The sequence below is a fragment of the Haloarcula sp. CBA1129 genome, assembly GCF_008729015.1.
GTDB lineage: Archaea > Halobacteriota > Halobacteria > Halobacteriales > Haloarculaceae > Haloarcula.
The window spans coordinates 720,701-743,275 of the sequence record NZ_RKSM01000001.1 but is presented as its reverse complement, the minus strand read 5'-3'; the positions used below and the strand labels follow the sequence as shown (position 1 = coordinate 743,275).

The 22,575-nt window shown below is 60.5% G+C and carries 26 protein-coding genes and 2 tRNA genes; 5 read left to right on the top strand and 23 right to left on the bottom strand.

The annotated features are described in order from the left end of the window. Positions 1 to 2: 2 nt before the first annotated feature. A complete protein-coding gene (gene bioB, locus Har1129_RS03710; RefSeq protein WP_151099437.1) occupies positions 3 to 1,118 on the bottom strand; it encodes a biotin synthase BioB in 1,116 nt (371 codons plus the stop codon). 105 nt (positions 1,119 to 1,223) lie between these two features. Here bioB and Har1129_RS03705 point away from each other — a divergent pair, with 105 nt between their 5' ends. Then, entirely contained in the window at positions 1,224 to 2,039 is an 816-nt protein-coding gene (locus Har1129_RS03705; protein ID WP_151099436.1) for a heme-copper oxidase subunit III, read from the top strand. A gap of 24 nt (positions 2,040 to 2,063) precedes the next feature. Here Har1129_RS03705 and Har1129_RS03700 read toward each other — a convergent pair whose 3' ends face one another. Further along, positions 2,064 to 2,588, bottom strand: a complete 525-nt coding sequence (locus Har1129_RS03700) for a hypothetical protein (RefSeq protein ID WP_151099435.1) — start codon at positions 2,586 to 2,588, stop codon at positions 2,064 to 2,066. A gap of 3 nt (positions 2,589 to 2,591) precedes the next feature. Next, positions 2,592 to 4,868, bottom strand: coding sequence for a DUF6789 family protein (locus Har1129_RS03695; RefSeq protein ID WP_151099434.1), 2,277 nt, complete (start codon positions 4,866 to 4,868; stop codon positions 2,592 to 2,594). A gap of 177 nt (positions 4,869 to 5,045) precedes the next feature. On the opposite strand from Har1129_RS03695, the gene coxB reads away from it, so the two are divergent. After that, a complete protein-coding gene (gene coxB, locus Har1129_RS03690) occupies positions 5,046 to 5,768 on the top strand; it encodes a cytochrome c oxidase subunit II (RefSeq protein WP_151099433.1) in 723 nt (240 codons plus the stop codon). Between the two features lie 27 nt (positions 5,769 to 5,795). Here the strand turns inward: coxB and panB are convergent, their stop codons facing one another. Further along, positions 5,796 to 6,605: a 3-methyl-2-oxobutanoate hydroxymethyltransferase gene (panB, locus tag Har1129_RS03685; RefSeq protein WP_151099432.1), complete on the bottom strand. Its 810-nt coding sequence runs from the start codon at positions 6,603 to 6,605 to the stop codon at positions 5,796 to 5,798. Between the two features lie 97 nt (positions 6,606 to 6,702). Here panB and Har1129_RS03680 point away from each other — a divergent pair, with 97 nt between their 5' ends. Next, positions 6,703 to 6,930 (top strand): DUF5822 domain-containing protein, encoded by a 228-nt coding sequence (locus Har1129_RS03680; protein WP_151099431.1) that lies wholly within the window; start codon positions 6,703 to 6,705, stop codon positions 6,928 to 6,930. Here the strand turns inward: Har1129_RS03680 and Har1129_RS03675 are convergent. Genes Har1129_RS03675 through Har1129_RS03665 form a run of 3 tightly spaced genes read right to left on the bottom strand, consistent with a single transcriptional unit; the run spans position 6,909 to position 9,163 of the window. Further along, positions 6,909 to 7,451 (bottom strand): HAD family hydrolase, encoded by a 543-nt coding sequence (locus Har1129_RS03675; RefSeq protein WP_151099430.1) that lies wholly within the window; start codon positions 7,449 to 7,451, stop codon positions 6,909 to 6,911. The two genes, Har1129_RS03680 and Har1129_RS03675, sit on opposite strands and share 22 nt — an antisense overlap. A gap of 45 nt (positions 7,452 to 7,496) precedes the next feature. After that, positions 7,497 to 8,624 (bottom strand): acyl-CoA dehydrogenase family protein, encoded by a 1,128-nt coding sequence (locus tag Har1129_RS03670; protein WP_151099429.1) that lies wholly within the window; start codon positions 8,622 to 8,624, stop codon positions 7,497 to 7,499. 38 nt (positions 8,625 to 8,662) lie between these two features. Next, entirely contained in the window at positions 8,663 to 9,163 is a 501-nt protein-coding gene (locus Har1129_RS03665; protein ID WP_151099428.1) for a multiprotein-bridging factor 1 family protein, read from the bottom strand. A gap of 131 nt (positions 9,164 to 9,294) precedes the next feature. Here Har1129_RS03665 and Har1129_RS03660 point away from each other — a divergent pair. Next, a tRNA-Leu gene (locus Har1129_RS03660) sits at positions 9,295 to 9,379 on the top strand. Positions 9,380 to 9,511: 132 nt separating this feature from the next. On the opposite strand, the gene Har1129_RS03655 is transcribed toward Har1129_RS03660, so the two are convergent. The 7 genes from Har1129_RS03655 to Har1129_RS03625 all read right to left on the bottom strand — a co-directional run bounded on the left by Har1129_RS03655 (position 9,512) and on the right by Har1129_RS03625 (position 15,686). Then, positions 9,512 to 9,700 (bottom strand): hypothetical protein, encoded by a 189-nt coding sequence (locus tag Har1129_RS03655; protein ID WP_151099427.1) that lies wholly within the window; start codon positions 9,698 to 9,700, stop codon positions 9,512 to 9,514. 176 nt (positions 9,701 to 9,876) lie between these two features. Further along, a complete protein-coding gene (locus tag Har1129_RS20840) occupies positions 9,877 to 10,986 on the bottom strand; it encodes a type I restriction enzyme HsdR N-terminal domain-containing protein (protein ID WP_225307732.1) in 1,110 nt (369 codons plus the stop codon). A gap of 139 nt (positions 10,987 to 11,125) precedes the next feature. Next, positions 11,126 to 12,226, bottom strand: a complete 1,101-nt coding sequence (locus Har1129_RS03645) for a restriction endonuclease (protein WP_225307840.1) — start codon at positions 12,224 to 12,226, stop codon at positions 11,126 to 11,128. Positions 12,227 to 12,245: 19 nt separating this feature from the next. Continuing rightward, entirely contained in the window at positions 12,246 to 13,073 is an 828-nt protein-coding gene (locus tag Har1129_RS03640; protein WP_151098983.1) for an IS5 family transposase, read from the bottom strand. A 619-nt stretch (positions 13,074 to 13,692) separates the two neighbouring features. Next, positions 13,693 to 14,217 carry an HNH endonuclease gene (locus Har1129_RS03635; RefSeq protein ID WP_225307731.1) on the bottom strand — a complete coding sequence of 175 codons (525 nt, stop codon included), beginning with the start codon at positions 14,215 to 14,217 and terminating at the stop codon, positions 13,693 to 13,695. A gap of 242 nt (positions 14,218 to 14,459) precedes the next feature. Further along, positions 14,460 to 15,554 (bottom strand): site-specific integrase, encoded by a 1,095-nt coding sequence (locus Har1129_RS03630; protein WP_151099424.1) that lies wholly within the window; start codon positions 15,552 to 15,554, stop codon positions 14,460 to 14,462. 47 nt (positions 15,555 to 15,601) lie between these two features. Continuing rightward, positions 15,602 to 15,686, bottom strand: a tRNA-Leu gene (locus Har1129_RS03625). An 86-nt stretch (positions 15,687 to 15,772) separates the two neighbouring features. Here Har1129_RS03625 and Har1129_RS03620 point away from each other — a divergent pair. Beyond that, a complete protein-coding gene (locus tag Har1129_RS03620; RefSeq protein ID WP_151099423.1) occupies positions 15,773 to 16,081 on the top strand; it encodes a transcription initiation factor IIB family protein in 309 nt (102 codons plus the stop codon). Here the strand turns inward: Har1129_RS03620 and Har1129_RS03615 are convergent, their stop codons facing one another. From Har1129_RS03615 to Har1129_RS03575, 9 genes are all read right to left on the bottom strand, one after another. Beyond that, entirely contained in the window at positions 16,082 to 16,570 is a 489-nt protein-coding gene (locus Har1129_RS03615; protein WP_151099422.1) for a phosphopantetheine adenylyltransferase, read from the bottom strand. Positions 16,571 to 16,640: 70 nt separating this feature from the next. Beyond that, positions 16,641 to 17,195 carry a winged helix-turn-helix domain-containing protein gene (locus tag Har1129_RS03610; RefSeq protein ID WP_151099421.1) on the bottom strand — a complete coding sequence of 185 codons (555 nt, stop codon included), beginning with the start codon at positions 17,193 to 17,195 and terminating at the stop codon, positions 16,641 to 16,643. 112 nt (positions 17,196 to 17,307) lie between these two features. After that, positions 17,308 to 18,387 carry a glutamate--cysteine ligase gene (locus Har1129_RS03605; protein WP_151099420.1) on the bottom strand — a complete coding sequence of 360 codons (1,080 nt, stop codon included), beginning with the start codon at positions 18,385 to 18,387 and terminating at the stop codon, positions 17,308 to 17,310. A gap of 107 nt (positions 18,388 to 18,494) precedes the next feature. Then, entirely contained in the window at positions 18,495 to 19,127 is a 633-nt protein-coding gene (locus tag Har1129_RS03600) for a fibrillarin-like rRNA/tRNA 2'-O-methyltransferase (protein ID WP_151099419.1), read from the bottom strand. Then, complete coding sequence (locus Har1129_RS03595) at positions 19,124 to 19,963, bottom strand: NOP5/NOP56 family protein (protein WP_151099418.1); 840 nt, start codon at positions 19,961 to 19,963, stop codon at positions 19,124 to 19,126. Before Har1129_RS03595 ends, Har1129_RS03600 begins: the two co-directional genes overlap by 4 nt. A gap of 81 nt (positions 19,964 to 20,044) precedes the next feature. Next, on the bottom strand, positions 20,045 to 20,827 hold the full coding sequence (locus Har1129_RS03590) for a DUF5803 family protein (RefSeq protein ID WP_151099417.1): 783 nt from the start codon (positions 20,825 to 20,827) through the stop codon (positions 20,045 to 20,047). A 10-nt stretch (positions 20,828 to 20,837) separates the two neighbouring features. Beyond that, entirely contained in the window at positions 20,838 to 21,509 is a 672-nt protein-coding gene (locus tag Har1129_RS03585; protein ID WP_151099416.1) for a DUF2110 family protein, read from the bottom strand. Further along, entirely contained in the window at positions 21,509 to 22,039 is a 531-nt protein-coding gene (gene tfe / locus Har1129_RS03580; RefSeq protein WP_151099415.1) for a transcription factor E, read from the bottom strand. Before tfe ends, Har1129_RS03585 begins: the two co-directional genes overlap by 1 nt. Before the next feature lie 204 nt (positions 22,040 to 22,243). Next, complete coding sequence (locus tag Har1129_RS03575) at positions 22,244 to 22,522, bottom strand: hypothetical protein (RefSeq protein ID WP_151099414.1); 279 nt, start codon at positions 22,520 to 22,522, stop codon at positions 22,244 to 22,246. Between the last annotated feature and the right edge of the window lie 53 nt (positions 22,523 to 22,575).

Sequence of the window (22,575 nt, the reverse complement as noted above, 5' to 3'; positions counted from 1 at the left end):
TGTCAGTCGTCGGATTTGAGTTCTGATTTGGTCTGTGCTGTCCCTGCCGCCGTCTCGGTCTCTGTCTCCTCGACTGCGCGTTCTTTGACCGCCTCGGGGTCGAACTCGTTAGCCTCGGTGTTCGGTTCGAGCCCGGCCTCCTCCATGATTTCGAGGTCGTCGGCCGCCGTCTGTCCCTCGGTGGTGAGATAATCACCGGTGAGGATGCCGTCTGCGCCGGCCTCCAGCGCGGCCACCTGTCCATCCGTGTCGAGGTTGACCTCGCGCCCGCCGGTCAGGCGCACGCGGGACTCGGGATGTAGCAGGCGGTACACCGCGATGGTCTTGATGACTTCCTCGGTCGTGATGTCGGGCAGCCCCTGTTCGGCCATGGGGGTGCCAGCGACCGGGTTCAGGATGTTGACCGGGAGCGAGGAGATGCCGATATCCTGTAGGGCCATCGCCGCATCGACCCTGTCGGTCGGCGACTCGCCCATCCCCAGTATGACGCCGGCACAGAGGTCCATGCCGGCCTCTTTGGCAACCCGGAGCGTCTCGACCCGCTTGTCGAACGTGTGGGTTTGCACGACTTCCGGGAAGTATTGAGGGGAGGTCTCGATGTTGTGATTGTAGTGATTGAGTCCCTCGTCGGCCAGAATTGCAGCCTCCTCCTCTGTCAGAATACCGAGGCTGGCGTCGACCTCCACGTCCGTCTCGTCGCGGACAAGGCGGATCGATTCGAGGACCTCTTGCCACTCCTCGGGGCGATTCTCCTTCGAGACGCCCTTCTCGGCGACGACGATACCGAACCGCTGTGCGCCGTCCCGCTCGGCACGCTTTGCGGCCTCCAGTATCTTCTCCGGACCGAGGAAGCCGTAGTTGTCGATGCCGGTGTCGAAGTGGACCGACTGGGCACAGAAGCCACAGTCCTCCGCGCAGCTCCCGGCTTTGGCGTTTACGATCGAACACGCGTCGACGGTGTCGTCACCCAGTTGCGTGCGCACGTAGTCGGCCCCGGCCGCCAAGTCGTCGACCGGCTGTGCGATGAGAGCCAATCCGTCTCGTCGGTCGAGGCGCTCGCCGTCCAGCACGCGCGTGACGGCGTCGTCTACCGTTTGGTTGCCCGTCTCGTAAACCACATTCTCGCTGTCGGTTGACGGTCTGATAAAGATTCGGGTGAGTCCCACAACCGATCCGTAGAGCGCGGGGGTACCGTTTTACCGGACCCACTGCTACGCGTTCACATGGCTGGTTCGACGGAGACGGCAACCGAACACGCCGCCGAAGACGGTCACGAACACCGGAGTCAGTGGCCCCTGATAGCTGCAATCGGCGCTGCGTCGCTGTATCTGGGTGTCGGACTGGTGTTTGTCGGACTCGATCTGGTCCCGTCTGTGGTCCCGATTGTCCTCGGCGGCGCTGGTGCAATTGGCCTGTTGACCGGACTTGCCGGGTGGGCCAACGAGGCGTTCGTCGCTGATTACGTCCGAGGCCGCGGGGACAGCGATTCAGAGTTGTACGCCACGACCATGGTCCTGTTTCTCGTCTCCGACGTGGCAACGTTCTCCGCGGGGTTCGTCTACTACGCCTTCATCCGGGCTGGCGCGTGGCCGCCGGCCCACCGCCCGCCGTTGCTCGGCTCGCTCGTAGCCATCAACACAGCGTTGCTGCTTGCCAGCAGCGTCACGCTCCACTACGGCCACGAGGCGCTGGAAGGCGGAAACCGGCGGCGGTTCCTTGGCCTGCTCGGGACGACGCTCGCGCTCGGCGTCGTCTTCCTCGCCGGACAGGTGTACGAGTACTACGAGTTCGTCGCCGTGGAAGGATTCGGCATCGGCTCCGGTGCGTTCGGGAGTGCGTTTTACGGCCTGACCGGGCTCCACGGCCTCCACGTCGCGCTCGGCGTGGTGCTGCTCGCTATCGCGTTCGGCCGCGCTCTCAGGGGCCATTACACGTCCGAACGCGACACGGCTATCCGGACCACGTCGCTGTACTGGCACTTCGTCGATCTGGTGTGGGTGTTCCTCGTCATCGTGCTGTACGTTGGCACTGCGCTCTGACACCACGCTGAGCACACGAAACTGTCACTCCGACCGCCCGGCCCGCTGCTCCAGCCGCACCAGCCGCCGGTACAGCGGCGGGGCCAGAACGCCGAGGAACCCGAGCGCGATGGCGAACACCCCGAGCGGGAACTGTAGCGGCGCGGCCGCAAAGCAGGTGTTTTCGGCGACGATGGTCACGTAGTACCGGTCGCCCTCGTAGGCGACGAGCGCCCCGCGACGGAAGCTATCGGCGTTGGGCACGTCACCAACGACCTGCTCCTCGCCGACCGGGTCGTCGACGGCCGTCAGGAACGCCGTCTGTTCGGCCGAAGAGAGTTCCTCGAAGGCGAGCTGTGGAAGCTGCGGTCCCGGTTCGTCCCCGCCGAACCGCTCGGCCGTTTCCGCAGGCGATTCGACGCCGATGGTCGGGTTTCCGCAGTTCTCCAACTCTGGCTCGACGAGCGCGTACCCGCCGGGCACGGCTCCGGCGATGCCGACCGCGATGAGGAGGACGCCGACGAAGGGAGCGAGGTACTGGAAAACGAACGAATCAGCGCCGTTGCTCATCTGTTAGCCGCCTCCCCGACTTCGGAGCGCCTCGTCTGATTTGAGGTACTGGAAGGTCACGGTCAGCCCGATGCCGTACGCCCAGTGAGAGACGAGTACGAATGTGAGGTATCCGACGAACGCGAGCCCGCTCTGCCCGGTGTAGAACGCGATGGCGAAGCCACTGGATATCAGCGTCGCGAACACCAGCCCGGTCTCGAACAGCAGGCGACCGGGGAGGTAGTCAGAGAAGGCAAGGAACAGGAGCGGCCATGTGACGGTTCCGCCGACGAGAAACAGGCCAGCCCCGATGGCCGGACTCGCGGGCAGGCCGACCAGTTCGGCGATTTCACCGAAGGAAACCGGGTCGAGGACGCCGATGAGTATCGCCGTGATGAGCCCGCCGCTCATCAGGACGGTTCCGACAAACCCGCCCACAGCAGCCATCCAAGCGTTCCGGGAGACTGTCTGTGCGACGGTACCGACGCCGCCGGCCAGCCCAGTCGGCTCGGCTTCAGGGGCATAGGACCGCCGGGTGGTCTCGGGTTCGGTCGGTTCGATGTCGTATTTGTCTACCATGCGCTGTTCAAACCACTGCCACTCGCGGGTGAACTGGCTCGTCGCTTTCAGCCCCCACGGGTCCGTTGTTGTGACGGGGGTGCCGCGCCAGTAGGAGACGAGCATGTTGTACAGCCACAGCAGGGCACTCAGGCCGATGATGTAGCCGCCCACGGTCGCGATCTGCTGGGCGAGCTGGTACTCCGGCGGGTAGATCGCCTGTCGTCGCGGGAGCCCCAGCCCGCCGATGATCAGCAACGTCATGAACGTCACGAACGACCCAAAGACGATCAGCAGCGCCTGAAACCTCGCCATCCGCGTGTCGTACCACCGGCCGGTGATGAGCGGATACCAGTAGTAGCTCGCGGCGATCATCAGGAACGGGATGATGCCGACGACGATGAGGTGGAAGTGGCCCACGACGTAGTAGGTCCCGTGATAGAGGATGTCGACGGGGATGACGGCGAGGAACACGCCGGTGACACCGCCGATGATGAACGTCCCGATGCCGCCGGCACAGAGGATAAACGGCGCAGTTAGGCGGATGTCCCCTTCCCACATCGTCGTGATCCAGTTGAACACCTTGATGGCGCTCGGGACGGCGATGGCGATGGAAACGGCCATGAAAGAGAGTTTGACCCGCGGGTCCGCACTCGTCGTGAACATGTGATGCGCCCAGACGCCAAAGGAGAGGACGCCAAGGCCCAGCGTCGAGTAGACGATGAACTGATAGCCAAAGAGCTTGCGGCCGACGAATTTCGGTAAAATAAGACTCATCAGCCCTGTCGCTGGGAGGAAGAGGATGTAGACTTCGGGGTGGCCCCAGAACCAGAACAGGTGCTGCCAGAGGATAGCCCCACCGCCCTCCGTCGCAAAGAACGCCGTCCCGAGGTTCCGGTCTAGCAGGAGCATTACGAGTGCGCTCCCTAACAGCGGGAACGCGAACAGCGCAATCCCGCTCGTGACGAGCATGTTCCACGAGAAGATATCCAGATTCGCCCAAGAGACGCCCTTGCCGCGCTCGTAGACAATCGTGGTGATGAAGTTGATAGCACCGACCGTCGTGGCGATGCCGGAGAGGTGCAGGCCGAGCAACAGCAGGTCTATCTGCGGGTTCGGTTGCTGGACGGACAGCGGGGCGTACAGCGTCCAGCCGACACTCACCTCGCGCATCGTGAGGAAAAACCGGATGGCCTCCGCCGGGAGCACCAGATTCAGAAGCTGGCCGAGCACCTGAATCATGAGTCCCATCCGGACCAGAATCAGCGCCGGCGGCAGGAGCCAGAAGCCGATGGCGTTGACCCGCGGGAACGCCATGTCGTCGGCTCCGATGAGCAGCGGCAGGACGTAGTTCCCGATGCCGAAGAACACGGGCAGGACAAAGAATATCAGCATCGTCAGGCCGTGAGTGGTAAACAGCGCGTTGTACGTCTCCGGCGTCCAGATATCGGCCGGCGGCGTCAGCAACTCCGTCCGTAGCATCATCGCGTCGACACCGCCCCACAGGCCGGCGGCGGTACCGAATGCGATGTAGAGCAGACCGATATCCCGGTGGTCCGTCGTCGTCAGCCAACGGTACACTTCGGACTGAATGCGGCCGATTTCGAATTCGATCTCCTCCCGCGTCGTGTACCCGCCGTCGCTCTCGGGTCGCGCCTTCCGCCGCTCCCGGACCCACAGGAAAAGCACTGAGACCGCCAGCGCGGCCAGAGCAGTGCCCTCGACGATAGCCCTGTTTAGCATCTGTGCGCTGTCGGTCGTCCCGGAACAGTTGCTCGTGTCGACATGCTACACGTTACCATTCCCTGACACGCCCACCGTGATAAAACTACGCTGGGAACCCGGGTCCGGTGGCGGTCACCTCTCGGGTAACGCAATTTTGGGCAAGTTATTTGACATGGCGGTTGGTACAGTGTGACAATGCGTCTCCGACGACGCGTGATTCGGGCGGGCCTCGTCGTGGTCGGGCTCTCACTACTTGCTGCCCCGGCCGCAGCGCAGTCTGTCAACAGGGCGGCTATCGACGACCTCAACGAACAACTCCTGTACGTCGCCCTGCCACTGACGTTATTCGTGGAACTGACGCTCGTGTACGTAATCTACCGGTTCCGGAACAACGACGACCCGCAGCCGACGGTCGACGACCCGGCGCTAGAGGTGACGTGGACGGCCGCGACAGGTGCGATACTCGTCTTCGTCGGCGTGTCGGCGTTCGTGGTGATGGCCAACCCCTACATCACCCCTGCAGCGGCCGAGGCGACCGCCAACGGGGGCGACGCCTTCGCGGAGGATACGGAGATCGACGTGCTCGCCTACCAGTGGGGGTGGGAATTCTCCTACAGCGAGGCCAACGTCACGACGGCAGAACGGCTCGTCCTTCCGGCGGACAAGAACGTCACGTTCAGGCTGCAGACGACGGACGTGATTCACGCCATTTACATCCCACAACTGGGCGTCAAACAGGACATCTTCCCCGGCCGAACGATGACGGCCCGAACGCGTGCGACCGAACCCGGCGAGTACCGGCTGTACTGCGCCGAGATGTGCGGGGCCGGCCACAGCAAGATGGACGCCACCGTCGTCGTCAAGAACCGGTCAGCGTACGACGACTGGATGGAGAATCAGACGGCTGCAGCCGAATAGCGGACGGCTGAGTTGGTGTGAGATGCGTCAGTACAGCTCGTCAAGCTCGTCCTCGGTATGGCTGTGGGGCTCGCCCGGAAAATCCCCGGATTCGACGGCGTCGATGTACTCGTCGACAGCGTCTGCGACCTCGCCACGAACGTCGCCGAACTGCTCGGCGAACGGCGGGCTGGATTCGGAGAGGCCGACTACGTCGGTGAACACAAGTACTTGCCCGTCGCAATCGCCGCCGGCACCGATACCGATTGTCGGGATATCGACGGTTTCAGTTACCTGAGCGGCGAGATTGGCCGGAATGTGTTCGAGCACTAGCGCGAACGCGCCGGCCGCCTCGTGTTCGCGTGCGAGGTCGAGGATTTCCTCTGCCTCCTCGCGGCCGGTTGCCTGTCTCGTGTAGCCGGTCTGGTTCACGCTCTGTGGTGTAAGTCCGAGGTGGGCCATTGTCGGGATTCCCAGATCAGTCAGCCGCTCGGTCAGTTCGACCGTGTGTGGCCCGGATTCGAGTTTGACCGCGTTTGCGCCCTCCTCTTTCAGCATTCGTCCACAGTTCTGAATGCTCTCGCCCTCGTCCGCGCCGAAGGAGAGAAACGGCATATCGGCCACGACCAGCGCGTCGTCTGCGCCGCGTGCGACCGCCCCGACCCGAGACGCCATCTCGTCGAGCGTCACCGGGAGCGTGTCGTCGTGGCCGAGGACGGCGTTCCCCATGCTGTCGCCGACGAGAATGACATCGACACCCGTGTCGTCGACGATGCTCGCGGTAACAGCGTCGTACGCTGTCAGCATCGTGATCGGCTCCTCACCAGCCATCGCCTGCAGATCCCGGACAGTTGGCATATCCGAGCGGGGGCGCGCCTGCGCCTTACCTGTTCGGGTTGCGCAGTTCGCTCGGGAAACCGCAAGGTGCTTGCCGCACCTAGCTGTACTATCGGACGTGCCAACAGTCGAGAAGACGGACCCGGACGGCGTGGACTTCGGGTGGGTGATGCAGGTCACGTTCGTGACGACGATCCTGATCGGCTCGCCGCTCGTCGTGCTCGCATCGACCGTGGTCACGCTCCAGACCTGGACCGCGCGGGCGATGTTCGCGGTCCGCGTCGGGGCGCTCATCTGGTTCCTGACGGCCGTCTGTGTCTACCTCTACGCGCGATACCGGGCCTGATCGAACTCACTCGCCCACTCGAACGTCATCCCGGCCCGCTGGGCGGCCGTCGCGTCGCTCTCTGAATCGCCGACGAACACGGTCGCTTCGGGGTCGACGCCGATCTCTTCGGTAATCGTCAACAAGCCCTCTGGGTCCGGTTTCGGTGACTCGACGGTGTCACGACCGACGACCGGTCCAACGTGACTGTCGAGGTCATGCACATCCAGCGCGGCCCGACACGCCGCCTCGGCGTTGAGCGAGCAAACGCCGACGGGGACGCTGTGTGGGAGGCCGTCGGCGAGCGCCAGTCGCTCCGAATCGTGCGCCCCGGTCCGCTCGTGGTCGGTGATCGCCGTTTCGACGGCGTCACGGTGGCCAGTCTCCGAAGACAGCGTCAGCATCTCCCAGAGGTCGCGGTTCTCAGGGTCGACGTTGCGTTCGCGCAGCACTGTCGCAACGTCGCTAGTCACTATGTCCCAGTCGACAGCCAGCCTGACGAGCGTCCCGTCGAGGTCGTAAATGACGGCGTCGTGTGTCACACCCACTGCTAGGGCCGACGCCTGCAAAACCGCTTCCCCTCCGACCTACTCCAGCAAGTCCTGTGCGATGATGTTCTGCTGGATTTCGCTGGTCCCCTCGTAGATGGTCGTCACCTTCGCATCGCGGTAGAACCGCTCGACAGGGTAGTCAGTCGTGTAGCCGTAGCCGCCGTGAATCTGGACGGCCTCGTTGGTCACGTCGACCGCCGTCTCGCTCGCGAAGTACTTCGCCATGCTCGCCGTGGCTCTCGCCCGCTCGCCGCGTTCCAGTTGCTGTGCGGCGTTCCACGTCAACAGCCGCGCCGCCTGCACGTTCGTCGCCATATCCGCGAGTTTGTGCTGAATCGACTGGAACTCGCTGATCGGCTGGTCGAACTGCTCGCGCTCCTGAGCGTAATCGAGGGCTTCGTCGAGAGCGGACTGGGCGAGCCCCACCGCTTGAGCGGCGATAGCGACCCGGCCGGTCGTCAGAATCGACAGGGCTGCGGCCAGTCCCTTCCCTTCCTCGGTCAGTTGGTAGCGCTCGGGCACACGGACGCCGTCGAACTGCAACGGAGTCGTGTCACTCGCACGGAGCCCGAGTTTGTCTTCTTTCTCGCCGACGGTGAGCCCGTCGGTGTCTTTCGGAACGAGGAACTGTGTTATCGAATCCGGGTCGTCGGGGTCGGTCTTTGCGAAGACGATGACGACGCCCGACCGTTTACCGTTGGTAATCCACTGCTTCTCGCCGTCGATGACGTACTCGTCGCCGTCGCGCCGAGCAGTAGTCGACATCTCACGCGGGTTCGACCCGGCCTGTGGCTCCGACAGCGCGAACGCGCCGACAGGCCGGCCGTCGGCCATCCTCGGGAGCCACTCGTCCCGCACTTCCTCGGAGCCGAACTGTGCGATACACGAGGTCGCGAGGCAGTGGACTGACAGCGCCGTCGCGACTGCGAGCGAGCCGTACGCGAGCTCCTCGTTGACCAGCGCGTAGGTCGGTTTATCCGCGCCGAAGCCGCCGTATTCGACCGGCGTCGTCAGCCCAGTGATATCGATATCCGCGAGCCCGTCCCAGCACTCCTCGGGAAAGGACTGCTCGCGGTCGGCATCGGCGGCTTTCGGACGGATGTCTTCGACGGCGAACTCTCGAACGGTGTCGCGGATGGCTCGCTGTTCAGCGGAGAGATCCATACCGACCGTTACACCGGAGTCAGGAAAATATTCGGGGGTCAGTTGGACTCGACGAGGTCGATGTCGAGATACTGTTCGAGCGCCCTGATCGTCGACCCGCCGACGTTCGCCTGCGTCGCGCGCCCCTGCTCGACAGCGAGGATGTCCGCTTCGTCAAGCCCGAGTTCCTCGGCCAGTTCGCCCGTCTGGAGTCCCTCGTCCTGACGCGTCTCCGTCACCCGCTCGCCGTACTTGCTGACCAGATACGGGAGCTGGTCATCGTCGTAATCAGCGCCGTCCTCCCAGTGGGACGTGTCAGCTTTCTGTGCGTCCTGCATCTTCGCCGCGTTCTGTGCGGCTTTGCGCTTCCGGTTCTGCTCATCGCGCGAGCTGTCACTGCCCGTCGTTCGCTCGTTTTCCCCGTGGTCACGCGCACAGCTGTCACACACTTGGAGGGTCGCACCAGCGACGTTCGCGGTCTGAAGGTCGCCGTCGCTACCGCAGAGCTCACAGCTCCCGCCGGCGCTGTCGCCACCACTGCCGGTCGAGTATTTGGCCATGCCCCCCGTAGCGGTTTCGTGCTATTTCAAACGTCCGGTTCGAGAGAGTGACACACCCTCTCGGGGCGGGTCTAAACGAAAGCGCTTTTATTGACCCACCGGGTACGATTGAATGCACTCAGCAAGAGCGCGCGTGGGTAGCCAAGCCAGGCCAACGGCGCAGCGTTGAGGGCGCTGTCCCGTAGGGGTCCGCCGGTTCGAATCCGGTCCCACGCACTCTCAGAGTGCAGGTGCATTCCCTTGGGACTGCACCCACGCAAACTTACTTCGGACACAACGCTTCCAGAGCGTTCTCTGTCCGTTCTCTCGTCACAAATAGATAAGAGCCTGAGCGAGCCCACTCCTCGCTCACCGCATCTCATCGAGGGCGACGGCGTGCTCGACGTCGACCGAAATCCAGTGGGTCGGGAGCTCATCGTCCTGATCGCTGAAGACGGTGAGCTCTGTCGGATCGTCCGCATCGTCAACCGCATAGTCGAAGCGAGCCGATCCTGCGGGGCGAGCAGACGAATCACGGAGTGGGTCATACACCGACATCGTCAGTCCCTCATCTCATACGTCGGGGCTCCTCATCATAAGCGGCAGTTGTGATTCTTGCCCTGTGGGAATCAATCGGTAGAGGCAATGCTGCTATCGCTTGCGTTTGCAGTACGACTGCGCGGGACCGGATTCGAACCGGATGTCGCTACGGTGCCGGCAGAGTAGGGCCTCTTTCACCAGTCGCCTAAGAATTCAACTGAGAGTCCGACTTGCTCCGCGAGGTCACGAATTCGACCTTGCTTCCCTCGGACATTGAGTGATGTGTGGAGGTAGTAACCGTTTGTCAATTCATATGGTAGCCGCATATCCTCTCCGTTTGGATGAACCGGCTCGGTGTTAATCGAACAGTTCTTTCGGGCCTGTGGAGGAAAGTGAGGTACGTCTACCTTCTCAGTCAGATTGTATTCTTCTATCAAATAGTCGATTGCTGCCCCCATAGTCAGTTTCTGTCGCGGTTGTGGCCTATCTTCGGCCTCTGGAATCTCTTTGCCGTCTGAAAAGCATACTACGTACCCTTCCTCCGTTCCATCGCTGTCTGTTGATTCACTATCCGTATTCCCTGACGCTTGCCCACACTTATCACTATCTGACGCTGGCTCTTCATTGACGAACTGTCGCTGTTCTTGGAGAACGGAGACGAGATTCTGCGTAAACTCCCGCGACTGCTCTTCAAGATCAAGCGTAAGTTCACCGACCTCGTCTTCGACCGCCCCGCTCACGGCCTCAGTGACGCTGTCTTCGTTGTCCTGTAGATACCGGATTGCGCGGTTCGTTTCTGCGACTTGCTCGGCGACCTCGTCAGACTTGCCCGAGCGTATCGACTCTTTTGTAAGTAGTTCCAGTACACTCGGGTTATCGGCGAGGTCGTCCAGATTGAACTGAACAACAGATACCTCTTCGCCACCGTTACCGCGGTGATTCTTCGTCAGTACCTCGAAGGACTTCCCGTTGGTCAGAATTCCCCAGTCCACGTCGAGTTCCTGTCTCATGTAGCTTCGTAGCTGCTGAACTTCGCTGTCGGTGAGGATAGACCGTACGGGCTTGGCTTCAACGAACACGACAGGCGAATCTCCCACGAGGAGGGCATAATCAACGTGCGTGCTTCCCGACGCCATCGGGATCGTGTATTCAAGCGCCACTTCGGTAGAGTAGAGGTCCCAGCCGAGCAGTTCAAGAAACGGCTGGACGAGTTTGACCTTCGTGTTCTCCTCGTCCATCTGCGGTGAGGCTTCAATAAGTTGCTGACACCGCTGAACGTACTCATCAATCCCGTCCCTGTCCATTGTCATACCGTCAGTGACGAACCATCTTTAAAATGGGACAAATCGAGCGAACTTCATTGGTATTGAGTCGGCCAATATACCAATAAGGCCATCTGTTCCGCCTGTGGACCTGCTATTTATTCCACTGTCTCATTGCACATTACGAGAGACTCTTCTGTATCTCGGTGACTACTGAATCAGAGAGACGATATCCATCGGTCAAGTCGCTCTGGGCAAGCATCTCGACAAGGTCCATACCAGAAAATAACCGAACGGGATACGTCGAAAGATTCTCTTCTTGCGCTTGTCTGGTATAGTGCGAGGTCGTAAAGAATAGTCCGATTTCACCATCGTCCACACGAGATGCTAAACGGCTTAATTCGACACCAGAGATGGAGTCTCCGCGGTTCTTGACCTGTGCTTTGAAATCTATTCGAGTATCTACCTCTCCGAGCATTGGGTCGGTGAATAGTTCGATTCTGCCCGTTAGGTCTACTCCCCGGTCACCTGTGGATGGGGTGAGTTCTACTTCAGAGAAGTTCTCCATACCTTCCATTAGGAATTTGACTAAAATCTCTAACTTCTTCCCCTTGCTTGGATTATCGAGTTTCCTCCTGACATCTTCCAACAACTCCTGATACCGCCCAGTTGGCTGTTGTGAGGATATAGTCCTAATATTATCCTTCCAGATGGAATAACGCCGAACTCGGCCATCTTCTACCCACTTGTCCCATACTTCTGGACCTCCGGCGTCTATTCCGGTTCTTGCCTTTCGATGTATCCACTCAAGTGATACAGAATCAGTGTCAAGAACTGCGAGGTCAAATAGATAATTAACTACTGTTTTACCCTCATCCTTATGACGCTCTACTCGAAGGTCGTTCAAGATACATAGCCCTTTGAAGGTGACTTTGCCCGATTCAGGCATCTCAAAAAGTAATACTGGAGGGGCATCGGACCGATTGTCTTGGGCATATGTATGGCAGTAATCAGTCTTCACCCACAGATTTCCCATAGCGGCGTCTGGGTTCGGACTATGTTTGGCCTTCGAATCTCCCCAATATCGCGCAATCCCCTCCTCCAAATTGATAATGTCTTCCCACGGATTCTGGTTCTGGCTCGCACTGCTGTCAGAGACAAAGACAAAAAATTCCCTTTCACCGTTTGTCTGATTTTTAATCGCACGGATACCTCCGCTGTTGCGGATACCTCCATCAACTGGTCCGTTTAGCCATTTTTGAAACTCATGGCCGTGGTGAATCAGCAGACGTAGCTTGATTTCACGGTTTCAGAGACTGCTTGATGTTGTGAACGACACACATCAAGACGAGTTCACGAAATTCGCCGTACCAAGTTCGCGCACGCACGGTGTCGCCGAGCGTGCGCTTAATCGTGGAGAAAACGGTCTCACACATCGCTCGTTGGCGGTATTGAGGTCCATCGATCCGCGCGTTATGCGCGTGATCGATGGGCTGGAACTCACGATGTTTGATCAACGGTCTTACGCCCTCTTCGCGGAGTTTTTCGCGTAAATCCATCCAGTCATAGCCTTTGTCCGCAGCGAGGCTGGCGAGGTCGCCCGCGTTGCGTCGGGCGACCTGCCAGCCGAGCTGTGTGTCGTGGCGTTTCTCAGTCGTACAGTGAACGTCTAGAATCGCTTGGCTTTCTGTGTCGACGAGAGCTGTCGCTTTGAGCGTCTGAACCCGGTAATTCGTCCGCCGACAGTAGTGTTTGCTAGCGTTTTCGCGGTCGAAAAACGTCGCATCGATAGCGGCGTGATCGCTTGGCTCGTGCAGCTGCGCCGACAGGCGCAGCAGCACTCGCCAGAGTTCGGTTTTGATTCTGTCAAACCACTTGACTAGCGTGGAGTGATCGGGGAGATCGGCCGCGTCAAGGCCGATCTTCCCAAGTATTTGTGGCATCTCGCTCAGCAAATCAAGTGCTTCTCGGTAGGACTTTCCTAGGTAAACCCGCAGACAGTGCAGCGACACCACCGCATACTCGGCGAAGCCGCCACCCCCTTCGGGGGCGGCGACTTCGCCTCGCTCACCAACAGCATTTTTAGCTAACTGAACGACATTGCTCGTGAAGCGGGAAATTTTCGACATGAACCATCGGCGGTTTCCCGCTTCATTCCACTAGTTCTAACGGTCGAAGTCGACGCTTTCCAGCGATTCACCAGAGCCAAACTCATCAATATCTGAATCACTGGAACTACGATATGTGTGATTGACTATGTATTCTTCCCCAAACTGGGCCATACTCTACTTTCTCCACCGCCGTAAGCGTAATATTTGGGCCTATTGGCCACTGCGGAGTTCAATTTAATAGAGTGAGGTTGTTGGAGATTGCTCACTCTAACTTTACACCTGAGGGCGGTGCGAACTTCCAACGAATTGAGGCCGTTAGCCTTGATGATTCATCTCTGGGCCTCTTTCTCGGCCAACCCTACTAAAATAGTAACCCCAAGAGAAAATACGCTACCTACAGCCGGTGCGAGACAATCGTTTACCATCTCTGCTGTATTTGCATCTGGTGAGTAATGGCTTAGTATGCACAAGACGGTAAAGGAGGAAAATAATAGAAAGACACCTGTCGCAATTGACGATACTGAATTGTTCAAGTTGACACTAACAATTGCCACTTCACTCAAATACTTATTGTATTTTCAATGAACTGTGGCAGTCTCCTGTATATTCCATAACCGGTTCGAACGTCCGAAATCGGCTATCTGTACCGCTTACGGATTCGCTTTGAGACGTCCCGCGTAACTTCCATACCACTCCACTTCTTTTCAGTTTCTTCAGAGAGTGGGTCATCTAATGTTCCATCTTCCTTTTTAGTCTCATGCAGCAATTTGAGATACTTCCCCCAGACAATACGTGGCATCGGTTTGTCCCGCTCTCCAAACCACTCAATCACATCACGACTTCCTTTAGAGGAATTACAGGACTTACAGGCTGGAACCTGATTGCTAATCGTATCGGACCCTCCTTCGCTAAGGGGGACTAAATGGTCAAATGTCGTTTCACCTTCCTCACCACAATAAATGCACTCGCCAAAGCCTTCCTGTAACTGGTATTTGTCTTCCTTGGTGATTGAACTCATCTCAATTTCACCTTTCTTGAGACTCCAGAATTTCTTCCAGATGAACCCCTCTTGTTCTACCCCTGCCGCTTCTGCAATGAGTCGCGCATATTGATAGTACACCAAGTCGCGGTATGTCTCCACAGAATCGTCGGGCAATCCCATACAACTGGTACACATGAAAGTGAAATTAATATGCGTACCGCAAAAGTGCGAATCGCTCCTGTGATTGTCGAAAGTTCAGATGTCCTTAAGATACTCCTCCCGCCGCTCCATCTGCTCGTTCTTGGTGGCCTTGTCGTAGTGTTTCTCCATTATGTCGTGAGTCATATCGACTCTATCCGCAGTCACCTCCTTCGGCTGGCCGGCGTTCAACGCCTCGGTGACACAGCCTTAGTTGAATACTGTCAGCCCATGTTATCAAGCGCATCACGACGGTCTTCAACGGGAACATTGTCGTACTTGAGTGTAGTCTTCACCGACTCGTGACGCAACTGTGCCTGCGTGGCGGCAAGGTCACGCTCTTTAGTCATGTGCGTCCCAACGGAGTGACGGATTGCATACCACGACATCTGACGATTCTTGTGGCTAATGTCTACCCGGTCGCACAGGTCTTTCAAAATCCGACTCAATTCATTGGAACCGTATCGATTCCCGTGACGAGTGAGCCACAGTTTGTCGGTATCGTCATATCTCGGGTGGTCTGCACGTTCGTCTATCCACCGCTCTAATGCGGTCGCTGTGCGGTCGGTGATGCCCACGGTCCAGTTCCCCTCGTTCTTGGCTGAATCCTCTCTCGGGATACGTAACAGTCCGTTCTCGGGTTCACACCAGCCCACCCGAGCGTTCCCGACTTCCACCGGACGAAGCCCAGCGTCGAGACTCGTCCAGACAAGAGAGGTAAATTTCCAACTGTCGGGGTCGGCTTCGAGAAGGTCGCTGTTGGTTCCGTAGTTGGGAGTACCGTCTTTCCCAAGCGCGGCCTGTCGTATCTTGCGACGTTCCGGCTTCGTCAGGAAATCACGCGGGCCGTTGTTACCCCCACCCGACTGGAAGTTCCAACTGAACTCCCACTCATCACGATTGTACTTGTGCTGAAGCCACTTCGAGTAGCGTCCGAGCGAACCGAGGGTCTTCCCTTTCGTAGATTCGGTCACATCACGGAACGCGACTTCTTCCATGTAGGCGCGGGCGTCGTCTTGGTCGGGCGGGGCTTTGTACCCACCACGGTTCTCCCACACCCAAAGGTCGAATCGTGCAGTTCGATGTCCCGTCTGACAGACGGTGTACGGAGAGTATCCTTTCGCTTTCTGCGGGTCTTTCCCCATCCGAAGCAGGTACGTGAGGTAGGGTTTGCGGTACTCGTAGTAGTCCACAACGGCCTTATCGGATAAGAAGTCGCGCTGGTTCTTGCGGACAATTGTAATCGTTCTATTCGGTTCCATCATATCCGAATCAAAACCGGGACAGCGTTCCAGCGTATTCGGCTTTTCGAGGTTCATTTGGGGTCTTGTCGTTGTTGGACAAGCCGAAAACGAGCGGTAGCGAGTGCGCGGGACCGGATTCGAACCGGCGGACCCCTACGGGATAGCGTCCTAAGCGCTACGCCTTTGGCCTGGCTCGGCAACCCGCGCGCACCAGTCGATATCCGCGTTGGCATCAAGAACCCTTCGCTTGCGGGCGACGAAGGTTTAGGTGGGATGGGGCCCAACAGCGCTGTATGTACCGCGCCAGTGACCGAATCGAGCACGACGAGTGGCTGTCCGATATCGAGGCGGCGGCGGACAGGCTCAACCTCGGGACGGCGGCGCGGTCCCACGCGGTCGACCTGTTCCTTTCGACAGTTCCGGAGGAAGATCGGTCGAAACAGGCAACGATGGCAGCCAGTGTGTACGTCGCTGCGCTGGTCGCTGGTGAGGAGCGATCCCAGTCAGCAGTCGCAGAGGCGACGGACGTCTCCCGGTTGACGATTCAACAGCGCTGGAAGGATCTGCTGGAGACGGCTGGACTGGAAGCACCGGGCTGGTAGCTACGAGGGGTTTTCGCGGCCGGTGCGGTTCGGCGTGCGATTCCCGTGTTCGTCGATTTCGCCCTCGACGATTCGGGTCGAAGAAATGATATCGCCGTCTTCAGCGCGGACGTGCGGGACGACTTCGATTTCGAGCGGGTCGTGGCCCCGCTCCTCGCGGATTTCGTTGATGCGGCGGCCGCCGGTCTCGGTCTCGGGTGAGACCACGAGCGTGTCGAACTGCTGTTCTGTGGCGATACCGGTCGGCTCGGTGAGCTTCCTGACCTCCCACTCGCGGTCTTGGTCGGCGGCGAGCGTCGCGAGTTCGTCGGCGAGTGCGGCTTTCCGCTCGCTGAACGGCCGAACGTGGCGCTGGTCGTGGCGTGTCTTCGGCGCGAGGTCGTCGCTGGTGAGGCCAACTGTCACGTCCCCGAGTTGGAATGCGCGTTCGAACAGCGCGCGGTGTCCGTCGTGAATCGGGTCGAACGTTCCCCCCAGCGCGACATTCATATCCCGGGCAACGGCACGGGTAGGTTTAGTAATATCGACTCACGAAACAGCCTTCTGGAGCCGGGTTTGACTACACGTCGTCGTCGTCTCCGCTGTCGGCTCCGTCCGCTTCGTCGTCAGTCTGCTTGTCTGCGTCGGTTGCGTCGTCGTCCGCATCTTCGACCGAGATGGTCACCGGCTCGTTGTCGGGTTCCAGTGTCGTCTCGCCGCCGATGTGATCGTCGAGGTTGAACACCGTGTTCAGCTCCGACTGGATGTCACCGACGATGGTGTTGACGAGGTCGCTCGGCGGGATGGCGCTGTACTCGTAGGGGTTGTTGCCAGCGCCGTCGCTCTCACGCTTCTGGCGGGTTACTACTTCCTCCTCAGTGAGTGCGGCTAGGGCCTCGCGGACGGTACTTGGATACAGGCCGGTCCCCTCAGCTATCTCCTCGCTCGTGCTCTCCGGATGCTGTCGTAGGTGGACGTAGATCCGCGCCCGCGTCTCCGTGTCGAGTACCCACGCCAGCAAGTCGACGATTCCTTCGTCGAACTGCTCGACTGCGCGGTCTGCCTCCTGCTCGATTCGGTCCCGGACATCGCCTGTGTCCTCGGGGTCGTCGTGGTCGTTGTCGTCTGCAGACATGCGTTGTCTCTGTGAGGACAAAAGCTATAGCTGGATAAAAACCCTTGGCCCTGACTCTCCAGTCCTGTGCGGGATAAAACCAATCAGTTTCAGTTCCAGACGACAGCCTAAATCAGGACAGTCGCAGCGAGTCAGCAAGCGCCATGACGCCCTCCTCCGAACGAAGCCGGCGCTGTCGCTCGGCACCGCTTTCCCGGTTGTACAGCTCCCAAAGCCCGTCGGTACCCAGACGGTCGCTTTCTCTCTCGACCAGTTCCTCGACGGAGCGCGTCGTCGAGAGGTCACGGGAGAGGAGTTTCGCAGACTGACCGTGGCGGATCGCACGCCACTTGTTCTCGTCGAGGAACTCCCGGCGGAGCCGCCGACCGGACTCCCCGTCCTCGTAGCGCTCGGCGAGGTCGACCACGAGCTCGTGGACATATTCGACGAAGGCCAGCACCCGGTCCGGATCGGCCTGCCCGTCCGGCGCGCGTACCTCGACAGTGCCGTGGCCGGAGTGTGGCCGAACGTCGAACCAGAGTTCGCCGCGGTCGTCGATGCTGCCCGTTTCGAGCATCCGCTGTTCGTAGGTCTCGAAGGCGTCGTAATCGTCGAACACTGTTGGCATCCCGGTGTTGGGTAGGGCCTCGAATATCTTTCCGCGGGCGGACTGTAGCCCGGTGTCGAAGCCGTTCCAGTACGGTGAGTTGGCTGACAGCGCAAGCATCAGCGGGAGATGCCAGCGGAGTTCGTTCGCTACCCAGACGGCCTTGTCGGCGTCGTCGACACCGACGTGGACGTGCAGCCCCGCGGTCGTGTTGCGGTGCTGTGGGTACTGAATGCGGTCCAGCTGGGACCTATAACGGGGCTTTTCGGCGTGTTCGAGTTCGCGCCACTTTGCCAGCGGATGCAGGCCCGCAGCGGCGATACCGAACCCGTTCGCCTCGGCGTGGGCCACCAGCGCATCCCGGACTGAGCGGAGGTGCTCACCGGCGTTCCCCGGGTCGTCGATACGCGGCGTCTGTGTCTCGATAACGCATTTGAACAGTTCGTGGTCGAGCCGGCCGTCGAGAACCTCCGGCGGCTCTGTCTCGTAAACGAGTTCGTCCGTCCCGGACGTCGGGCGACCGAACTCGTCGACGACGTAGAACTCTTCTTCGATGCCGAGCGTCCCCATCCGGGTGAAATGCTCGGCAGAACCCGTCGCGTCCATTAATCAGCACATCGGAATCGACCCGCTAAAGCCTTCCGTCCCCGCCCGCTCGGCCCACACAACTGGATTCCAATCTGGTGTCAGTCGTGTGAACAGGGCGTCCCCAGTCAGTCTTCACGGGGCCGGGCAACGATACCGAGATGGTCCTCGTGGAACGGGTCCAGCCGCGCCGTCTCAAGCAGTTCGTACGTCGAACTGAGTTCCTCGCGCACGCTGTCAAACACGTCGTCGGGTTCGGCGGTCACGTCCTCGCTTCTGGCTTTGATAGCTGCGAGAAGCCGCCCGTCATCGGTCAGGAACTGCTTGTTGAGCGCTGCGACTCGGGCCTGACCTCTGGTCGCCACGTCCTGCACGACGACATCGACCGGTTCGACGACGTGGGCATAGCTCTCGGGCTTGCGCGCGTCCTTGAGCAGTGGGAAGAGGTTCTGCCGGCTCTCCGCCGCGTCCAGCAGTTCCCGGACCGGGCGGGGCGCGAACTCGACGGCGTAGGTCGGGCCGCCGAAATCAGCAACGTGACTCACAGTCGTTCCGGCCGCCGCACCGAGGTACAACACGGTCTCGCCACCGTCAAGGCCGGTCTCCATTCCCTGTTCAAGCATCGCGCCGAGCTTCGAGCGATGGGGGTCCCACCGCCGCCAGTCATCGTCCGTCCGCTCGCCGTACACTGGTTGTCCCTGCGTAGCGAGGCTTGTCTCGCCGCCGAAGTCGTGGCGCTCGACGCCAGTCGGGAGCGTCATTCGTCGCCCTCCTCGGCCCGTGCCTGAATTCGTTCGATGCGTTCGTCGAGCTCCGCCTGCAGTTCCGGCCGGCGGTCGCCGCTGTAGTGGTCGACGCGCGCGGCGATAGAGAGCTTGCCGGCGAACGCTCGCGCAGCCGATCCGCGGTCCTCTCGGCGGGTCCCACGGACGTACGCGTGGGTGAAGATGACGCCGTGTTTCGGCGACGGCGCATTCCCTTTGAGGTGGGCGAATAGCGCGTCCTCGGCCCCCAGCACCTGCACCGTCCCGCTCGGTTTCTTCGCCAAGGCTTCGAGGCCGCCGGCCAGCGAAATCAGGCGGGCTGCAAGCACTGGCCCGGCCAGCATCGAGAGGTTCGGCGCGACAGCAGGCGCAGTCCGTTCGATGTATGCCCGAAGCGAGTCCGCTTCATCGGCCAGTTCGGCCGTCTGCTCTGCGAGCGACCGGAGAGCGGTGTCCCCCTCGTCCTCGTCGTCCCGGTCGACCAGCGAGCGGGCGTACTCGACGCCGCTTCCACTGTCACCGTGTCGGCTTCCGCCCCATTCGGCGACCCGCTCGGCGAGCTCGTTCGCCGTCCGCTCGCAGTCGGCCATCGCCCGCACCGCATGCACGAGCTGCTGGTCGTCAGCGCCCTCCTGTTCGGCGACCGCCGCGCTGGTGGCCGCCATCGTCACCTCGTGGAGGCGGTCGTAGTAGGCCGCTTCGTCGTCAGCGAACCCCGCCTCGACGGCCTGCTGTGGCCAGTCCTCCGGTGTGTCGGCTCGCCCGGCCTCTATCTGTTCGACAGCGGCCGCATCGTCGTCCGGGTCCAGCCCGGCGAACCACCCGTTGCTCATAGCCGTGTGTGCACGCCCGACCCGAAAAAGTGACCCGGTTAGCGTCTGCGAAACGGGCCCGAATTCGCTTTCGAACCGGCCTCAGCGCATCCCCGGTGGCGGGCCGCGGTCCCGCGGGTCGTCGTCACCGTCGTCCTCTTCGAGGTCGATACCGGCCTCCTTGCGCCGGCGAATGACCGCCTGTAGCTGTCGGTAGTAGTACAGCGTCCCCACAACGCCGATGACGACGCCGATGGCCGATAGGCCGCCGAACAGCCACAGGTCGCGGTCGAGGTAGTACCGGACAACGATCTGGTCGGAGGTCACCTCGTCCCAGCGGATGACCTGCTGGCCGTCGACGGTTTCGGACTCGTACCCGCCCGGGCTGATTCGCGAGAGGAAGGGGATACCGGCCCCGGTGTTAGGCGGGAGCACGACTGTGTACGAGCTGTCCTCAACCAGCGTCGGGGAGCCAAATCGCTTGCCGGTCCGAGCGACCGAGTACCCCACCTGTCCGGAGACGTTCCCCGAGAAATTAACGGTGGTCCGCTGGCGGCTCTCCGAAGCACTCAGCGAAGAGTTGGCGGCGCTAACGACCGTCCCGTTGTCGTATCTGAACCGAAGCGCACTGATGGGAACGCTCCGCTCGCGCCCGAGGCCGTCAACGGTGTACACGTCGAACGCCGTCTCGTTTTCGATGGCGTAGACGGCAGTGTATTTCGACTCCTCGATGACGATTGTCCCGTCGGTCGAAGTGTTCCAGTCGTAGCTCGCGTTCTCGTTCAGCCGCTCCGGGTCGACCTCTTCGGAGCCGAAGAAGCCGGTACAGCCCGAGAGGGCGACCAGTGCGAGAACGGCGACCAACAGGAGGTGGCGGCGTTTCATAGCTCGAAAGTCAGGGCACGATTGCCAGCAGCTCCGACGGCATGTACTGCCCGATGTCGGCGAGCAGCCCCGGCGGATCGGTGTCCGGGTTGCAGATGATGCTCTGTTCTAACAGGCCGATGCGTTCGACGGTGACGATGTCCTGTGCGTGGCCGGCGCGGTTGACTGTCGCCCGCGCCTCGGAGCGTGTGACGCTGTTTGCGTTGATACGGCCGTTGCCACGGGTCCACTCGTAGAGGCGGTCCTGCTCGACCTCAGCGAGGCTTGCAGGGTCACCAGCGACGAAACGGAGCGGGAGATGCTGGACCAGTCCGAACCGTTTGCGGATCTGGCTGGGTGTCCCCTGTCCGAGACCGAGCTGGTCGGCCGGAATCCGGACCGTCTGCCCGAAGCCGACATCGAGGACGAACCCGTCCTCGTCCCAGCTATCGAGAGTCCCGACGTACGTCTCGCCGTCCTCGTGGTCGGCGACCATCTCGCCGAACTCCTCACGGAGGAGGTTCCTCGCGACGGTCTCGTCGGGGCCGTCGATGGTCACTGACGGGAACTCGTCGTCCCGAAGACTGATATCGTACTCTACGTCGAGGTCGCCGAGTTCGTTGCCGACCATCGAGCGCAGTCCGTCGAGCGTACGGTCCCGGGCGTCGCCGGCGACGTACACTTTTGTACCGAGAACGACCATCAGGCTTCCACGTCCACGTCAGCGTTCAGTTCGTCTCTGAGTTCTTCGAGGCGATTCTCCATCGCGGTGACGAGACGGGTGTTCTCCATTGTTTCGACCTGATTACCACATTCGGGGCAGTCGAAGCCGAACTCCATCGCCTCGCCGAACTCGAAGCGGATGCCGCAGTGTTCACAGAGGTAGAACTCGTTTTCACGCTCGTACTCGCGGCGCTCTTCGAGGCCATCAAGCAGGCGGTGCATCTCCTCTTGCAGTTGTTCGGGGATTTTCTCGTACTGGAACGTCCAGAGGTACGTGAGCCATCCGGAGTCCTCGTCGCGGAGCCGACGATAGGTCGCGAGGTCGTTCTCGTAGAGGATAAACAGCGCTCTGCGTACGTCGTTCAGTTCGAGTCCGAGCTCCTCGGCCAGTTCCTCGTCGGTCACTTCGCCGTCCGGCGGCGCGGCGGCGACCGGCATCCCTTTCGGTCCGACCAGCTCGTGGAGGTACTTCTGTATGACGGGGTCCTCCAAGAGTTCCTCAAAAGCCATTACCCGCACATCCGGGAGTCACGTGGTTAAAACCATCGGGTCGTCCTCCCTCGAACAGTGACGCTGGGGCCGCAGGCATGATCGTGCCGATAAGGCTGTGGAACCCCGCCTTGCCTGCCCGCAGCGGCTACCCACGGCAAGTAGCTGTCCCGTTCGGACCTGCTTCCAGTACCGGAAACGCTGACTGCACCGCCACAGACCCGGCTATTCGATTCGCTCGACTGGGGTCCGACAGGAGGCGCAGGTCTCTTTGTCGATAGCGACGAAAACAGCGTCACAGGAGGGGCACTCGTAGAGATTCGATTCAGGTTCGTCGGCTGCGTCCGCGCCGTCGTCGCCGACAGAGCCAGCCTGAACGCGGTTCTCGGTCACTGTTCCGTTCCGTGGTCCGTTGTCAGACTGCCGCTTCCCACCCGAGAGTACATCCGAGACGGATTCTTTGATTTTGTCTAGCATCGCGAGCTGTTGCAGGATAGTAGTCATTTGAATTACTTTAACAGCTGTGGTTTTCAGGCCACAGACAGTTACAGAGGATC

What these genes read in the sequence shown, in the direction of transcription:
- Har1129_RS03665 (WP_151099428.1), bottom strand. Translation starts at nt 9,163, where the DNA reads ATGGCCAAATACTCGACCGGCAGTGGTGGCGACAGCGCCGGCGGGAGC.
- Har1129_RS03620 (WP_151099423.1), top strand. Translation starts at nt 15,773, where the DNA reads ATGTACCGCGCCAGTGACCGAATCGAGCACGACGAGTGGCTGTCCGAT.
- Har1129_RS03640 (WP_151098983.1), bottom strand. Translation starts at nt 13,073, where the DNA reads ATGTCGAAAATTTCCCGCTTCACGAGCAATGTCGTTCAGTTAGCTAAA.
- Har1129_RS03655 (WP_151099427.1), bottom strand. Translation starts at nt 9,700, where the DNA reads ATGTCGGTGTATGACCCACTCCGTGATTCGTCTGCTCGCCCCGCAGGA.
- Har1129_RS03600 (WP_151099419.1), bottom strand. Translation starts at nt 19,127, where the DNA reads ATGACGCTCCCGACTGGCGTCGAGCGCCACGACTTCGGCGGCGAGACA.
- Har1129_RS03615 (WP_151099422.1), bottom strand. Translation starts at nt 16,570, where the DNA reads ATGAATGTCGCGCTGGGGGGAACGTTCGACCCGATTCACGACGGACAC.
- Har1129_RS03700 (WP_151099435.1), bottom strand. Translation starts at nt 2,588, where the DNA reads ATGAGCAACGGCGCTGATTCGTTCGTTTTCCAGTACCTCGCTCCCTTC.
- panB (WP_151099432.1), bottom strand. Translation starts at nt 6,605, where the DNA reads ATGCCAACTGTCCGGGATCTGCAGGCGATGGCTGGTGAGGAGCCGATC.
- Har1129_RS03635 (WP_225307731.1), bottom strand. Translation starts at nt 14,217, where the DNA reads ATGGGATTGCCCGACGATTCTGTGGAGACATACCGCGACTTGGTGTAC.
- Har1129_RS03610 (WP_151099421.1), bottom strand. Translation starts at nt 17,195, where the DNA reads ATGTCTGCAGACGACAACGACCACGACGACCCCGAGGACACAGGCGAT.
- Har1129_RS03590 (WP_151099417.1), bottom strand. Translation starts at nt 20,827, where the DNA reads ATGAAACGCCGCCACCTCCTGTTGGTCGCCGTTCTCGCACTGGTCGCC.
- Har1129_RS03585 (WP_151099416.1), bottom strand. Translation starts at nt 21,509, where the DNA reads ATGGTCGTTCTCGGTACAAAAGTGTACGTCGCCGGCGACGCCCGGGAC.
- Har1129_RS03595 (WP_151099418.1), bottom strand. Translation starts at nt 19,963, where the DNA reads ATGAGCAACGGGTGGTTCGCCGGGCTGGACCCGGACGACGATGCGGCC.
- Har1129_RS03575 (WP_151099414.1), bottom strand. Translation starts at nt 22,522, where the DNA reads ATGACTACTATCCTGCAACAGCTCGCGATGCTAGACAAAATCAAAGAA.
- coxB (WP_151099433.1), top strand. Translation starts at nt 5,046, where the DNA reads ATGCGTCTCCGACGACGCGTGATTCGGGCGGGCCTCGTCGTGGTCGGG.
- tfe (WP_151099415.1), bottom strand. Translation starts at nt 22,039, where the DNA reads ATGGCTTTTGAGGAACTCTTGGAGGACCCCGTCATACAGAAGTACCTC.
- Har1129_RS03705 (WP_151099436.1), top strand. Translation starts at nt 1,224, where the DNA reads ATGGCTGGTTCGACGGAGACGGCAACCGAACACGCCGCCGAAGACGGT.
- Har1129_RS03630 (WP_151099424.1), bottom strand. Translation starts at nt 15,554, where the DNA reads ATGAACCTCGAAAAGCCGAATACGCTGGAACGCTGTCCCGGTTTTGAT.
- Har1129_RS03670 (WP_151099429.1), bottom strand. Translation starts at nt 8,624, where the DNA reads ATGGATCTCTCCGCTGAACAGCGAGCCATCCGCGACACCGTTCGAGAG.
- Har1129_RS20840 (WP_225307732.1), bottom strand. Translation starts at nt 10,986, where the DNA reads ATGGACAGGGACGGGATTGATGAGTACGTTCAGCGGTGTCAGCAACTT.
- Har1129_RS03695 (WP_151099434.1), bottom strand. Translation starts at nt 4,868, where the DNA reads ATGCTAAACAGGGCTATCGTCGAGGGCACTGCTCTGGCCGCGCTGGCG.
- Har1129_RS03605 (WP_151099420.1), bottom strand. Translation starts at nt 18,387, where the DNA reads ATGGACGCGACGGGTTCTGCCGAGCATTTCACCCGGATGGGGACGCTC.